This window comes from Paenibacillus sp. P36, assembly GCF_045866505.1.
Lineage (GTDB): Bacteria > Bacillota > Bacilli > Paenibacillales > NBRC-103111 > Paenibacillus_E > Paenibacillus_E chondroitinus.
Genome location: NZ_AP038372.1, coordinates 6,098,454 through 6,113,974 on the forward strand (window position 1 = coordinate 6,098,454; position 15,521 = coordinate 6,113,974).

At 45.9% G+C, this 15,521-nt stretch carries 11 protein-coding genes; 2 read left to right on the forward strand and 9 right to left on the reverse strand.

Annotation, left to right across the window (positions count from 1 at the left end; all coding sequences use genetic code 11):
• Positions 1 to 31 precede the first annotated feature (31 nt).
• The 3 genes from ACKTT9_RS27220 to ACKTT9_RS27230 all read right to left on the reverse strand — a co-directional run bounded on the left by ACKTT9_RS27220 (position 32) and on the right by ACKTT9_RS27230 (position 9,003).
• Positions 32 to 1,642, reverse strand: a complete 1,611-nt coding sequence (locus ACKTT9_RS27220) for an S-layer homology domain-containing protein (protein WP_407868373.1) — start codon at positions 1,640 to 1,642, stop codon at positions 32 to 34.
• Between the two features lie 90 nt (positions 1,643 to 1,732).
• Complete coding sequence (locus ACKTT9_RS27225; protein WP_407868374.1) at positions 1,733 to 6,505, reverse strand: pectinesterase family protein; 4,773 nt, start codon at positions 6,503 to 6,505, stop codon at positions 1,733 to 1,735.
• 23 nt (positions 6,506 to 6,528) lie between these two features.
• Positions 6,529 to 9,003: an FxLYD domain-containing protein gene (locus ACKTT9_RS27230; RefSeq protein WP_407868375.1), complete on the reverse strand. Its 2,475-nt coding sequence runs from the start codon at positions 9,001 to 9,003 to the stop codon at positions 6,529 to 6,531.
• 628 nt (positions 9,004 to 9,631) lie between these two features.
• Between ACKTT9_RS27230 and ACKTT9_RS27235 the strand changes: the two genes are divergently transcribed.
• Positions 9,632 to 9,952 (forward strand): hypothetical protein, encoded by a 321-nt coding sequence (locus ACKTT9_RS27235; RefSeq protein WP_407868376.1) that lies wholly within the window; start codon positions 9,632 to 9,634, stop codon positions 9,950 to 9,952.
• Between the two features lie 212 nt (positions 9,953 to 10,164).
• Here ACKTT9_RS27235 and ACKTT9_RS27240 read toward each other — a convergent pair whose 3' ends face one another.
• The 3 genes from ACKTT9_RS27240 to ACKTT9_RS27250 form a co-directional block, all read right to left on the reverse strand.
• Entirely contained in the window at positions 10,165 to 11,196 is a 1,032-nt protein-coding gene (locus ACKTT9_RS27240; RefSeq protein ID WP_407873126.1) for a PAS domain-containing protein, read from the reverse strand.
• Positions 11,197 to 11,203: 7 nt separating this feature from the next.
• On the reverse strand, positions 11,204 to 11,857 hold the full coding sequence (locus ACKTT9_RS27245; protein ID WP_407868377.1) for a response regulator: 654 nt from the start codon (positions 11,855 to 11,857) through the stop codon (positions 11,204 to 11,206).
• Between the two features lie 109 nt (positions 11,858 to 11,966).
• Positions 11,967 to 12,434, reverse strand: a complete 468-nt coding sequence (locus tag ACKTT9_RS27250; protein ID WP_407868378.1) for a GAF domain-containing protein — start codon at positions 12,432 to 12,434, stop codon at positions 11,967 to 11,969.
• A gap of 203 nt (positions 12,435 to 12,637) precedes the next feature.
• On the opposite strand from ACKTT9_RS27250, the gene ACKTT9_RS27255 reads away from it, so the two are divergent.
• On the forward strand, positions 12,638 to 13,318 hold the full coding sequence (locus ACKTT9_RS27255; RefSeq protein ID WP_407868379.1) for a Crp/Fnr family transcriptional regulator: 681 nt from the start codon (positions 12,638 to 12,640) through the stop codon (positions 13,316 to 13,318).
• Between the two features lie 38 nt (positions 13,319 to 13,356).
• On the opposite strand, the gene ACKTT9_RS27260 is transcribed toward ACKTT9_RS27255, so the two are convergent.
• From ACKTT9_RS27260 to ACKTT9_RS27270, 3 genes are all read right to left on the reverse strand, one after another.
• On the reverse strand, positions 13,357 to 13,899 hold the full coding sequence (locus ACKTT9_RS27260) for a hemerythrin domain-containing protein (protein WP_407868380.1): 543 nt from the start codon (positions 13,897 to 13,899) through the stop codon (positions 13,357 to 13,359).
• Between the two features lie 109 nt (positions 13,900 to 14,008).
• Positions 14,009 to 14,533, reverse strand: coding sequence for a DoxX family membrane protein (locus ACKTT9_RS27265; protein ID WP_407868381.1), 525 nt, complete (start codon positions 14,531 to 14,533; stop codon positions 14,009 to 14,011).
• A gap of 153 nt (positions 14,534 to 14,686) precedes the next feature.
• A complete protein-coding gene (locus ACKTT9_RS27270) occupies positions 14,687 to 15,469 on the reverse strand; it encodes a carbohydrate ABC transporter permease (protein ID WP_407873127.1) in 783 nt (260 codons plus the stop codon).
• Between the last annotated feature and the right edge of the window lie 52 nt (positions 15,470 to 15,521).

A 15,521-nucleotide genomic window follows, 5' to 3' on the forward strand; every position in this document is an offset into this window, starting at 1 on the left:
ATCTGCTCGGCACCCTCCCCTATGTTCGATCTCATCGCTCAAAATAAATATCCGGAGCATCTGGGACCACAGTTTGATTTTGTTGTTTGTTATAAATCCTATAGAGCAATACAGCCGCTTCCGCTCTTGTCGCATAGCCGCTCGGATTCAGCATGCTTCCGCTGCCTTCCACAAATCCGCTCTTCATCAATGCAGCAATATCATTTACCGCGTATGAAGCTACATACGACTTGTCGCTAAACGCTTCAAGATCACTTGCCGCACCTTTGGCAATCTCCATGCCGGCTGCGCCCATTGCTCTTGCAAGAAGCACCATCATGTCCTGCCTGGAGATTTGTTCATTCGGATGAAATGCCCCGTCCCCTTGACCTTCTGCTAAGCCAAGCTGCTTGGCGATTCCAACCGCTTCATAGTAGTAGTCAATGGGGTGCACGTCACGGAAGTTCGTCGTCACATCGGCGTTAAAATCGAAAGATTTCGTTAACAACATCATGAAATCAGCGCGACTTATATTCGCCGCTGGTTGAAATGACGTATCCGAAGTGCCGGATATAATTCCCTTGGATGCCATCACTTCAATCCCCTTTCTCGCCCACTCAACCGCATTCAAGTCGGCAAAACTCTTTTGCTGATATCCTACAGCAAATGTACTGAAATGTGTGGTTTTAAAGGTCACTGTCCCTGTTGAAGCCTCATATTTCCCGCTTGGAACGGCATGAGCTTCACCCGCATGATCGAAATACCATACGACAATATGCTCAGGATTTTTCAATTCTTCTTCTGTAGGTTGATACGGAATTGCAACAGTAACTGCCATACTAGGATTATTAAAGGTTACTGGGTTTCCGTCGACTAAGATGCTGAGTTCAAGGACGGGTCGTTGACCGATTTGACCTTTCATCTCGTCCGGAATGCTGCTCCTGTCAGCACTAGCTATGACAAAACGGACTTCTGTGGCTGAATGAAGATCGACATTACTTAATAGTCCGTTAGGAATCGCTAGCGATCCAAACTCCGTTACAATCGTCAATTGTTGCTCAGCAGCCGTTAAGAACATACTTGCCGGTGCATACAATTGATATTGTTTGGCGCCTTCGACAGGTTGGATCTCAACAACCAAATGGCTATCGCCGGTCGAAAAAGCTTTGTCCACCGCTTCCTTATCCAACTTAGCCGAAACGATTGCACCAGTCTGATCCACCACAACGTGCGGGGTAGACTTTACCACAGCTCCTCCTATCCCCACATTCGAATTCGGAGGATTATCGCTATCACGATCCGGTGTTGTAAATGACTTCACCTCAAATGTTGTACCAAGCACTTGATCCGACCGTTCCACATTGACATTAACAAAATAGGTACCATTTATTTTTTGCTTCAACACATAGCTGAATTGGTATAAGCCGTCTGCGCCAATTGCGGTTTGGTCTAATAAATCCAACTGATTCAGTGGATTAATTACTTGCAAGCTGATGAGCTTACCTGCCTCCGAGCTTAATTGGCCGGAGATGATCACTCGGCCATCTTGTTCATTATACGTTGCACGAACGTCAGCTGCAGAAGCCACTGCGGACAAAATCATCGCGCCCGCACACACCATAACGGCGAGTATTACAATCGTCCAATTTCGCAAACTTTTCAAGCATAATCCTCCTCGGAATAAGAAGACATAGAAAGGGATGCCACTAACTACCCTCCCTACGTCTCCCATCGCATGATAAAAATAACAACTCTAAGGAATGATAATCTCGTTTGAGATTCTGATTCGACTGGATGTGTTATTCCAGACAAAAGCTTTTAGTTTGTAGCCCATCACAATATCAGGAACCCTCATAATGGCCTTCATTTGCTTATCTTCACCAGCGGAGAACGAACTTGACACAAAGGAATACCAGACCATCCGGTTTTGCTGGTCGAACAACCCAAGGACAAGAACACCGTTCTGACCTATTGCCGAATTATTTTGAACAGACATGCTCACTACAACATCGGTGGAACCAATTAGACCGGATACCGCATTCCCACTACGATCTGTCAGAGATAAGTCTTTCATGCCAAACAGCTGGTCTCCCCAGTTTCTCACATAATTCACTTGATAAGTTTGTAGGCCAACGTTTTGATAATCATCAACACTTTTTACTTCAATTATGTTCATGCCTTCCTTCAAAGTCATAGGAACAGTTAACGTCACGTTATTTAATGTTCTAACATTGTTGAGAACGTCCGTACCGTTGACTTTGACCGTTACGTTCGCATCCCTATTAATACTGCCTAATAATGAATAGGCTGGTGAATCAACAACTTTAGGGATATCGACAGAAGGTGTAAATATGACTGCGGCCTTATGATAAGTAACCACAATCGTCTTGGAGCTTGAAACGTTGCCAAACAGCTCTTCATTCGATGCCGATACGACAATCGAGTTAACACCTTCGTTTAAGGTGATTTTTTTAGAAAAAGGCTCACCCGCTTCTGAATATACGGCATCCACGACCGAAACTCCGTTATTGCTTACAGCTATTTTCGCACGATCTGTGACAGTCCCCGAGAGGGTATAGTCCGGGATCTCAACACTTTCGCTTGCAGCATTATCAAGAGTAAACTGCGGCGAAGATGACAAATGAAGGTTCGTAAAGCTGGCCGACATTAAATAATCAATGTTTGTGGTTTTTTTTGCTCCGTCCACGGCCATGCCGACATAAACCGTCTCCCCATAATCAACAACATTTGAAGCGACCAAAGACCAATCCAAGCCATCCTTCGAAACGTAACCGGATACTGTGTTTTCTTTGCGTTCAAGTTTGATCCAGTATGGCGCTTTCAAGGTCGTACTTCTTCGCAACTGCTCGGTATACCCGCCCCCGGTTTTACTGCGGTTTATGACTGAAATCTTTCTACCGCTCGTATCGACGCTAAAATCATCGGTTGGATCTGTAGACAAGAAGACCCCGGTTGCCTTCGATGATGGCTCTAGGCTCTCACGCATCATAAACCCGGTCTTAACATCATCATCGTATTCCGACTCATAGGCGACATTCGCATAAATTTCAAAGTTGCCTTTAACTGGTTTATAGGCATAATGGAATGAGTCTGTTGTACCCTTGATGTTGATTTCGCCAGAACCCTTCACTTTGTACACATTACCGGATAGGTTGGCGGTTCCTGGAATTTTAACAGTGCCAATATCCTGAGACACCCAGGACTCCAAGTTTTCAGGTCCGTTCACGTAGATAATGACAGCATCTGACAAGGTCGTTACCCCGTTATTATCGATTGCTCTTGCATAAATGTAATGCTGACCTTCCGGAGCGTTCTCCCAAGTAAACTCGAAAGGTTCGCTTACATCTTCACTAATCTTCTTATCGGCATCATAAAAAATCACTTTGGCTATCGATTTTCCGCTGGCGCCCGCTGCTGCTGCACGAATGCTGATCGGGTCGTTCAGGAGGTAAGCTTGGTGCATAACCGGTGTCTCGATAGAAACAGCTGGATTCAGTGGCACAGGTACATCGGCCAATGAATTGATGTAATCCTCAATATTGGTATAACCGTTCCCGTTGATATCCCCGAAACTGCCGTTGACGTTGCCTGAGATTTTATTTCCAGCAGCATCTAGACCGTTATCATTTGGATCTAATCCATTGGCAAGCTCCCATTCATCCGGCATTCCGTCACCGTCCGTATCAATTGGTGCAGGGGCCGACAACAATTCCGGCAAGCCACCATCGTACGCAATCTTGTTGACGGTTCTTCCGGTTCCGTTCTTTACCTCACCAACGATACGAGCATCAAGCGAATCCCGCTTCGGAAGCGAAGCCCCGCCATGTTGCAGCACTTTCTCATAGGCCGCTTCAGCCGTATCAGTCGTCGTTGGTCCTCCAACCAGATCATTCGCGTCCGGGTAGATGAAAGGCGTTGTTTTGAGCGTAAATGTTGAATCCGGGTTAATTGCTTTATAAGAGCCATTCGCATTTTTCACCAAGTTATTAGCTGATACTTCAGGATCGCCTACCACATAGTTTCCATTGACATAAAAGGCTCCCCCACCAGCATCGCCAGCCGAAGGCGCGACAATTCGGTTAAAAGCGCTATACGTGTTAGGTCCTGGCTTATAGTAATTGTTGATCATATTAATCCCTGTTGCCATTTCCCCACCGTATGCCGTATTGCCGCCCCAGTTATAAATAACGTTGTTCCGATAGTCAATCTTCTGGGGATAATTCACGATATCCGTCGCCCTTGCAAACCGAACGTTACGGTTAATATGGTTCGTAATTAAATTATGGGCAAATGTAATATTCGACCCTCCCCAGATCCCACCGTAGCCATGAGGGCCTTTCGTGTGAATGGAGTGGTTTAAACTGTTCGTGATGAAACTCCATTGGAGCGTAAAATTTTTGTTATTCTCGGAAGAGAATAATTCATCCGTACTCCAACTCCCTGAAACGTGATCGACAATGACGTTATCTCCCGTGATGTTGAACGTATCATCCAGTTCAACTTCGCCGCCCCAGAATCGCATATATCTGACAATAATATTGCCTCCAGCGGTACTTGTTCCACTGCCAACTTTCACCGCATAACCGCTAAGGGCGATACCGTCGCCCGGGGCGGTTTGACCGGCAATCGTAAGATTGGGTTGACCGATAGTCAGAGGTCTGGCCAAATGGATGACGCCGGAAACACTGAAAATGATCATCCGGTTCGGCTGACTCACCGCATCACGAAACGAGCCCGGGATAGCAGGCGTGCCATCCGCATAATCCAACAGGTTATTCACCACATACACGGAGCCACCGCGTCCGCCTGTTACATACATCCCGCCGCCTTCAGCACCAGGGAATGCCGGTACTCTTGCCTGTTCAGCAGGATTTATTTTAAGCGAAGTTATTGCACTTGTGCTTGGAGTCCCTAAAGCGTCAACATAACGATATTCTATACGATGTGTACCCGTATCGCTTACTGCGAATTCTTTGGTATAAAATGCCCATTGTCCGCCATCGATACGGTACTGTACGCGATTCGCCGCAGGAGCCTCGTTATTTACTTCCATGTAAACGAGAACTGGTTTGGTATAAGCGCCCAAAGTTCCATCTGGCCGTGCAGGATTTACTATTGGCACCACGGATTCAAACAGTTTTGGATAAATGATTCTCTGGCTCGGGTCCCATCCTCCAAATATCCAGGGTATCGTGAATTGGCTAGCCTGTTCCGCTGTCATGGCAAAATGGCTAGGATCGGTATCATCCTGCAACTTGCGCGTGGATGGACTTGCTCCAGGTCCTGAGCTGTTGTACTCGGAATAATGGTAGGTAAGATTATCCGTCATTACCGTCCAACCGTCCGGGTGAATATGATCATCCATCCATGTATTGATAAATCGCACCGTTGGTTGGTCCTGCCAAGGGCGGCCTAAATAATGTTTCCCCTGTGTAGTAGCGTCTTTCAATAGACGGGAGTTCATAAACACGATACCGGGAAGATCGCCGGTTGGATTCTGCGTAGCTGCAGCTGTGATGTACCCTCCGGAACGCGAAGAACCGTTTATACTTATAATGTCAGAGTGGTCAAAAACAGCCGCAGTTGCCGGTCCATAAATAAAGTCAACGGAACCCTTGATCTCGCAATTGCGATAATATTGCCTGCTGCTTTTGTCGTAATAAGTGACGCCTGTGTAAAGCGTGTCTTGGTAACCGACAAATCGGACATTTTCAAAGACAACTTGATCTGCAATGACACGTGCTGCCAATGCCCGGCCTTTCGTAACGTCGGAGGAGTTCTCGATGGTTAAGTTGGCTGCATAAAAGTTAGTCGCTGCAGCTCTTGTGCCATCCGTACGATCCTTCGTTCCTCCAACTGTAAGCGTCGCCGTATCTAAAGCCGCCAAAGTTGAGGTCGCGCCGCTCGAGGTCGGTGTGAATTCATTGTCGTTATAAAAGATTTTCGTTTTATCTTTACCTGCGCCAATTAAAGCAACATAGGGCACAGTAACAGAAATTTTTTCGTTATATGAACCTTCTTTGATGTAGATAATCTTACGAGATGTGTTGTTGCTGGGGATCGATTCAAGAGCAGATTTAATACTGGAGAAATCACCGGTTCCGTTCTGAGCCACGGTCAAAACCATAGCAGGATTTGCAACAATTTCCTCACTGGCGTTAATCTCTCCGTTTGCGCCCAACGCAGTAACAATGTAGTAGTAAATAGTGCCATTCGTAACGCTTGTATCCACATACGAAGACGCAGTTAAAGAACTGCTTAACGTCGTAAAAGTGCCGCCGCTTTCCGTACTTCTTTTTACAGCATACGTAGTTGCGCCGGATACAGGGGACCACGACAGTTCAACACTGCCGTCATTGGCAATCGCAGCTGCATCTATCGGTGCTGTCACCTGGGTTTGGTTACTGGATGTCGATGCGGCAGCATTCACAACGGTCGCTGCAGGCAATAGCAGAACATTCAACATGAGTAAAAAGCTTATCCCTAACGTTAGGGCTTTCTTCATGATGCTTTCCTCCTAATCAATAATTACTGCACGACGAGCTCCTCAGCGAGCGGGCTTTGTCCGACAATATTATTCGAGCTGTCCCAAATGAATACTTTGACTTTATAATTCGTGACTTCAGCCGGAAGCGTGAATCCAGCACCTAAAGTCCTTGTTTCTCCAGGCTTAAGCTCCGCAACCGAAGAGGCAAAATCAATCATCGCATTGTCGGCATTATACAGAACAAACCATAACGTAAGCTGTTTATCTGCCCCCGTTGTGTTGACGACTTTCTTTTCGGCATAGATATCCTTTGAAGGCTCTAGTGTATGTACAAGATTTCCGTTCAAATCATGGATTGCACCTTGTCCTGCCCAGAATATGTAAGCAATTGTGTAACTGGCTTTATTGGTATTACCAGCTAAATCGACAGTAGAAACTTCTATTGCGTTATTTCCCTCTTGTAAAGTTAATGGATATGAGAAAAACGCATCTGCTTGCTGATAAACAGAATCCACAACACTTTCGCCATTTAATTTAATGGTTAATCTCGCTGCTTTACTTAACGAGCCTGTAAGCGTATAGACGGCATCTCTAACTGTGGTAGGAGGCGTTGCAATGCGAATATCGGGAATAATACTGTCCTGATTGATTGTGGCATCGACACGATCGAAGAACGTTGATTTATCACGTTTTGCATAAACTTCAAATAAATTGGCACCGGGTACCAGGTTTACATTCAGTTCGAAGCTCCCTCCGTTAATAAATCCATTATTCGGAAGCGTAATAGGCGTTTTATTTTGATACACCGATAAATAGACACTCTCGCTAACTGAACCTGTTAATGCATACGCGGATGTGTTGACCCATTCCGTCACTGGATTTAGCTTTAATCCCGTTGTAGCTCTTTCTACCATTGCAAAATAGCCGGCGTTCTGGGACAGATCGAAATTCGCGTAATCGTTATAGCCGAGCAACACGGAAGAACCGGCGGCGAAACTCTTTTTATAAATATTAAATGTGTATCCCGATGTCGCACCTGTCATCTTAATCACATCACCGGTGTTGGTCCAATCGGTCAGCCATGCGGGCAGGATTGCGTTTTTATCAATTGCCACATAGACGGTCGTTTTGTCCTTCGCATTGAAGCCGATGATCTGGTTTTGCACGGCACCATCAGCGCCCAAGGGGTATCTCATCACGTCTTTGTGCGTGGTAACGATTCGTTCCATGCTTGCATATTTACTAGGAATTTCTGCGAACTGGATTAAGGTATTATCTGCAAATGGATAGTCCCCTATCGTCAAACCCGCTTGCAGCTTCCACATATATCCATAATAATTCGCATAGGATGTGAGTTCCCCAACCACGCTTGTATCCGGTGTCGGGAGCGGTGTTGTTGCATAAGGCGTACCATCAAATTCCGTTATTTTACTTTCAAAATCTCTTGGCACGCCATTGTTGTATACACCTGATTCATCGCGCGTAACAACAGATAAACCTAACGTATACGGTTGACCATTTACTAATGGTGTAGATGCGGATTTCGCAATGTCGTAATAGGCGTTAATATCGGAAGCCGGAATAAGATTGGTTCCCGTATAATCTTTATACAAGGTTGTCGCATTCCCGATCGGCCTCCAGTCCGACTCGCCCTTCAGCTTAATGCGAAGCCGGTACTTTGATGCATAGGCATAGTGCTCCGATGTCCACATGACGCGTGAGTTACGCGATCCGGAAGTAACGATTTTTGGTGCCGGTGGCTCTGGCATGAAGGGTGAATGAGTGACTCTAACGCCACGAATCCAAAGATCCCCGGAAGTGCCGGGCGCAGCAATAACCAATCTCCTGAGATTATAGATGGGGAGACTTTTGTTCATATTGTTGCGGGCTTGCACAATATTCCCATCGTAGTACAAGCTGTATTTTTGGGAAACTGTATTAAAATCCAAGCGAATGGTATGCCATTCTCCTAGCTCATACGCACCTAACGAACCTGAAGGCGCTGTCGATAAAAGGTAGCCCAAACCTTTGCTCGCCGTCACACCTGCTCCAACCAGGAACGTTGTGCCGGATGATGGAAAAAACTGAATGATGCGATCATCCTTTTTCGCGCCAGTCTGCATGAACGTAATTTCCGTAGAAATTGTTCCTGTATAGGGCTCTCCGAACGTCTTGCTGATTTGAAATTCATTTCTTAATGCTCCATCCGTAACAATACCATTTGCTTTCAGATGAAGAGCTCGAGTCCCTGTATAGGGATCTGCTTCAATGACGGCCGAAGCCGAGCCTGACGTATAGGAGGAGTAATCGAATCCAAGATCGGAGCCTGTTAATCCTAGAGGCGTGGTAGTAAAGTCTTTATCAAAAACCGAAACGGGTTCATAACTATTATCCGTGACTGAAGAACTTCCGCTTTCCGCTGATACCGTCGGAACGTTATCAGGGCAGATCATGAGCACATTAAAAAACAGCGCTAAGATTAACACTAGCGAAATCTGATTACCCTTTTTACGCAAGAGAATCGACACCTCCATGGCATATTTTCGATTGGCCAGTCTAAGAACATCTTTCCTTACGAGTTGGACAATGAGCGGGCTATCATCACCCCCTTCACAGAAAATAGGAATGGCATATATGTGGATTAGCAGTTTCCAACCGCGCGCGGTGTCGCCGAAGCATGGCGGCGGTAAAACCCCCACGAAATCTTAGGTGTTTTGGTAACGTTTTCATGAAACTCGGAAGTATATGTACGAGGTAATAACAGAGAAGGGGCTTCTACTTTCATTAAAGATACTCCAATTATTGAAATTAATAATGGGGGATTCCATCCATAATCATAGACGATTCGATCAAAAAGAGAGTTAGCTGAAGAGTATTGGCCAAGGCCTCCTCTATGTTGCACTTTGTGCAGCATAGAGGCCTCGAATCGGCTGCTGCCTCCTTCTACGTTGTACTCTGTGCAACGATTTGGGCAGGATAGCGCAGTTTTCGCGCTATTTGGGTTGAATTCATTGTACTTTGTGCAATGAAGATCGGGGTGGTGGGGTTAAAAGCTGTTTTATGTTGTACAGAGTACAACATAAACATAAGTGCGAGGATCCGTGGAGCGAGGCGGTCGTGCGGAGCTGAGTGGTTACTTGGTGCGTGGCTGTCACACAGAGCAGATTAGTCACTTGGTGCGAGGCGAGCATGCGGAGCGGATTAGTCACTTGGTGCGAGGCCGGCATGCGGAGCGGATTAGTCACTTGGTGCGAGGTAGTCACACAGAGCAGATTAGTCAATTGGTGCGTGGCTGTCACACAGAGCAGATTGGTCAATTGGTGCGTGGCTGTCACACAGAGCAGATTGGTCAATTGGTTCGTGGCTGTCACACAGAGCAGATTAGTCACTTGGTGCGAGGCCGGCATGCGGAGCGGATTTGTCACTTGGTGCGAGGCTGTCACACAGAGCAGATTAGTCACTTAGTGCGAGGCCGGCAGACTAAGTAAGGGAACTGGGGTTCGCTATTCGGAGAAAAACGAGCATTTTTCCATCTGAGCGGAACTACAAGGTCTTATTTCTCCGCCATAGCTCGTTTTTCAGCTGAAACCAGCGAAATAGAGGCTTGTAGTTCCCCTCGCCTGTGAAAAACATGCCCTTTCAGAGAAATAAGGGACTGTAGTTCCCCCACAGTTAAATCAATCAACCTTACGGGGAATAATTAACCGCACTCTCGTGCCTTTCCCCATTTCAGAGAGAATATCCAGCTTGCCTCCGATACTTTTTGCTCTTTCCTCCATGCTAAAAAGGCCGACGCCTTTAGAATTCCGCCCTCTTTCGAAGCCTTTTCCCTTATCCGAGATCTCCACTTCTACAGCTGATTCCTTCTCATGTACAAGGACACTAGCCTCCGACACATCCGCATATTTCGCAATGTTGGTAAGAGCCTCCTGAATAACTCTATAGATCGTAGTCTCCTCTAGGACTCCTAATCTCTTACGTAAATTGCTATCCAGTTTCACTCGAATGCCATAGTGATCCGTGTAGTTCTCGATATGCGTGCGAATGGCAGGAACAACGCCGAGATCATCCAAAACGGATGGCCGAATTTTCCAAGCCAGACTGCGCACCTCTTCGATGATGGCTGAAACATTTTGCCGGAGATGCCCTATCTCGGATTCCGGTTCGTCTCCAATGAGCCGGTCCATTTGGATCAACAAAGAGAACAGGCTTTGCCCAATGCCATCATGCAATTCTCGCGAGAATTTCCTGCGTTCCTCCTCTTGAATCTGCATGACCTGTGACATCATCAGCTGCAGCTCTTCCTCTACCCGCTTCAATTGCGTTACTTCATTACGGATCGCTAAGTATTGATAAGCCCGGCCTTGATCATCCACAAAAGGGACAATCGTCGTATCGACCCAATAGAATGTACCGTCTTTGGCTCTATTTTTGATCTCACCGTGCCAGACCTTGCCTGCAGAAATCGTTGCCCATAAATCCGCCATGAACGCTTTATCATGATAACCGGAATTAATAATCCGATGGTCTTTGCCAAGGAGTTCGGACCTGTCGTATTGCGAGATTTTACAAAACTTATCATTGACATAAAGAATCTTGCCTTTGGCATCAGTACCAGCAACGATGGAAGACTCATCAAGCGCAAACTTCACATCAGATAGCTGCTTAAGGGATTGTTTCAAGTCCTGCAATAGCTCGGATTCCGGCATATGCTCCTTATTCAAAGTTCAACAGCCCCTTCTTAGCCGCATATCTCACTAATTCCGGGCGTGTTTTTAACGCTAACTTTTCCATCACATTGCTTTTATGCGATTCAACCGTCTTTACACTAATTACCAATTGCTCAGCAATTTCTTTATTGGAGAAACCTTTCGCAATGCGCGCTAGAACTTCCTTTTCACGCTCGGAAAGCGATTCATACGGGCCGGAATTCTCCCCGCTCTTCATGCGCTCCATGTATTCGTTCATCAGCCTTTTGGTAGCCGTCGGATATAAATAAGCATCTCCTGCCGCAACGGAGCGAATGGCTGTCAATAATTCTTCATGCGGAGCGCTTTTCAAAATATAACCGGAGGCCCCAACGTGTATAGCCCTGAACAAGTACTCATCGTCATCATGCATCGTGAGAATCAAAATTGCCATGTCTGGCATCAATTGCTTTAATTTTTCAGTCGCAGTAAGTCCGTCCATACCTGGAGGCATGCTTAGATCCATTAACACGACATCCGGTGTAAGCATCCGGGCGGCCTGAATGCCTTCTTCACCAGCGGCGGCTTCGCCGACCACTTCCATATCATGCTTGCCGTTTAGCAGCATAACAAGCCCTGATCTTACGATGGCATGGTCATCCACAACCAGAATCTTTAGCATTTGCTTCCCCCTTTCAGCGGCAACTCCGCGGTTTAAGCTTCCATTTCATTTCATTTCATTCCATTCCTTTTCCCATCATAGCAAAAAAAACCTCATCCAGAAATGCCATTCATCGTGAGGCTTCCTTGCAAGGTCTCTCTATATAGGTTACCAACCTTTCGAGGTTATCCAGAATGGCTTTTATATCGTTTTCTTCATAGCTCTGGTCCGTGCGTCTTCCGATAAAAAGCAGTCCCTTCATCCCAGTAGAAGTAGAAGGACCCATGATGAGCGGGAATGCGGCAGCAGTCTGCAATTGCTCGGCAAGCATGACGGGGCATTCGCGCCTTTCTTCCACTGCTCTCGGATTGGCCGCATCGAGTTTAACCCATCTGCCCAGCCGCAAGGCTACGCCCGCGAGCCCTTCCCCCATTTTGATGACCATTTGCTGACAGCGATCATTTTTGTTGCCCAATATGTACATCCAACGCCTACGCGCTGGCTGATCGACGAAAGGAGCCAATGCGACGAAATCGCTTGACGTCATATCTCGAAGTCGTGTTAAAACATCCATGATGTTCACTTGACCGGCTGCCATTATACCACTTCCAATCTTTATGAATCCGTACGAAATCGCTTCTACTACCATTGTAGACGGTTCCATCTTACTTGTCTGTCAGGGAAAACCCTGATTTCCGTATCAGGAAATGAATTCATAAATCAGTGAATCTCCTGATAAACAAAAGTGTTAAAAAAGACTATCATGAAGATAGCCAAAAACCGTGGAGGAGCTGATCCACTATGATGAAATTTTTCTCTGAGACTAATTTAGATAGATTGAAAAACGCTATGCAGATGAAGCTGGCCAAAAAAGGCGAGTACCTGTTCTGGGAAGGTGAACCGGCAGACCGATTGTTCTACGTCTTCCAAGGCGGAGTCCGCATCACCAAAACATCAGAAACAGGCAAAAACCTCATCTTGCATTTGCATCAAACGGGTGACTTATTCGGGCAAATAGACCCCTTTCAGAATTCCGTGCAAAACTTCAGTGCCGAAGTTACCGCTGACTGCAAAGTTGGGGTCATTATGCGCAAAGATCTTGAGGACCTGCTGCAGCAGCACAGTGATCTGGCTATTGAATTCATGAAATGGATGGGGCTCATGCACCGGATGACCGAAACCAAATTTCGCGATTTAATGATGTATGGGAAGCCCGGGGCGCTTTGTTCTTTGTTAATAAGACTTAGTAACTCCTATGGCGTTCCTTCAGGCGAGCATACCTTGATCGATTATAAGCTTAGCAACACCGAAATGGCGGATATGATTGGTTCTACACGCGAAGGTGTCAACCGGATGTTAAGCGAAATGAGGAAAGAAGATGCGATTACCTATCGCAATGGTCAAATTGTTATTAAAAATGTAGACTATCTGCGAAATATTTGTCATTGTGAAAACTGTCCGTTAGAAATATGCAGAATGTAATAGCCTGTAATAGCCCCAATCTCCTCGCCACATTTCTCCTATGAAAAGAAGGATTCCAGATCCATTAGCACCCTATCCGTTAAAGGCAGAACAAACTGTTCTTCCATGGTGAGATGATCATTTAATATCAAACACGCCTGCAGGAGGTATGAGGCCGTTTCGGTTAACTGCTTTTTATTGAAAATAGGCGTTATATCGACAACGGCCTCCTTGAACGAATGAAGAAATGAAACACCCAATTGATGATCTTTTTCCAGAACCCAAAAGGATGGCATGATCGTAGGCGCTTGCTGACTATGAAAGTAGTTGATCAGGAAAGGGTACAACTCCTGTTCTTCCCACGCGGCATGCCGCTCCAGCTCCTCCTCGAAATGCGCTGCCTTCCGTCTTAAATCCTGAAGAATGTGCATGCCTTCCGCCGTATCATCGATCCAGCTCACTTCTTTGGCACTCGCTTCGAGACTCCGTAATTGTCTTCGCAATTGTTCATGTTCATCGGCCAAACGGTCCGTTGCATAAGCAAGCTTGGCTGGATTTGAAGACGCGAGTCCGATAGGGCGACTTCCCACATTAACCTCCATGCCTGATCCCTCCCAAGTTATTTATATGAAAGCACCTGATCTTCTCTCCATCTATGAGTGGAAGAACAGGCGCTTTGCTGAATTTTGTTCATTTGATTCTACCCTCATGTTATCTAAGCTTAAATGTTAAATGAAACCTGTTAACGATCTTATCGAACCATTTGTGCAAATACGGTAAGATTAAGTGATCTACCCCAAATTTCCCCGCATTGGCACCAGCTGCAAAGACAATGAAACCAAGCAGCACTAACCAAGGATTCGTGCTAACTGTTCCTGCGAACATATACATGAAGTTCATGATTAGTCCGAAGAAAATCGCTGTTGTTGTCAAAGCTCCCAACAAAAGCCCCAAACCAACCAATAATTCTCCCCAAGGAATGACTACATTGAAGATGCCAACGTGTGGAAGCGCGAAGTTTTTCAAGAAAGCTACAAAGTTGCCATAGACTAAATCCGTTGTACCTGTCTCAAGAACCGGTTTCGCGATGGCACCTTTCAAGTAGCCTGTAGCGTCAAATGCCTTTTCGCCGGTTATTTTGTGCCATCCGGCTACCATCCATGCCCACCCTACATACAACCGAACGAGTGTCAATAACATTGCTGCGTACTTATTCTCTCTGAGCCACTTCATCATCCGAACCATCTCCTTTTTCTTTTATGCTTTTATTGTAGCTTTCAGTAAAAGAGATGTATGTGATAAAAATCACATGCTCATCGATTTCAAAAGAAAAAGGCATGATCCCAATGGATCACGCCTCCCTCGCCATCCTATCTAATTTTCAACGGATTATTTGACCCCGGTATACACGAAAGCCCGAATAATATGTCTTTGTGCAAAAAAGAAAGCAATGAGAATTGGCGTTACCAGAATCATATTCCCTGCCATAAGCACGTTCCAATTCGCGACCCCTTCTTCTTCCCGGATCTTGGCAATCCCTAGAGGCAGCGTCCGCGCAACATCGTCTGTCGTCATAACAAGCGGCCAGAAATAATCGTTCCAATGCGCGATAAAGCTGAACAAAGCAAAGGTCGCCAGCACCGGCTTCGCCATAGGCACCATTAATTTCACAATAATTTGCCACTCTTTGGCGCTATCGAGCCGCGCTGCTTCAATCAATTCTTCCTGCACTTGTTTAAACGATTGCCGCAGGAGGAAAATGCCGAAGGCGCTGGACGCGAAGGGAAGAATAAGCGCAAGATGCGTATTCAACAGCTTCCATGCACTCAACTGCAAATAAACAGGCAAGAAAATTAATTGCGACGGGATCATTAAGGTCACCATCACCATGCCGAACAAAATTCCCGACGCTTTAAACTTATAACGAGCAAAGGCATAAGCCGCCGGAATAATCGTAAGCATCTGCAAAACGAGAATACTGATCGAGATGATGATACTGTTCGAAATATAGTGCAAGAATGGGCCTGATCCCCAAGCTTTGGCGTAATTGCTCCAAATGAACTGTTTTGGGATCCAATTCGGCGGAAAAATCATCGTTTCAGGCAGCGTTTTAAGAGAAGTAGAGAGCATCCATATGAATGGCATTGCAAAAATGAGGACTAACGCAATCATGCCAATCACGCTTATTGCACGAGTTATATATTGAAGTATTTTTGATGCAATT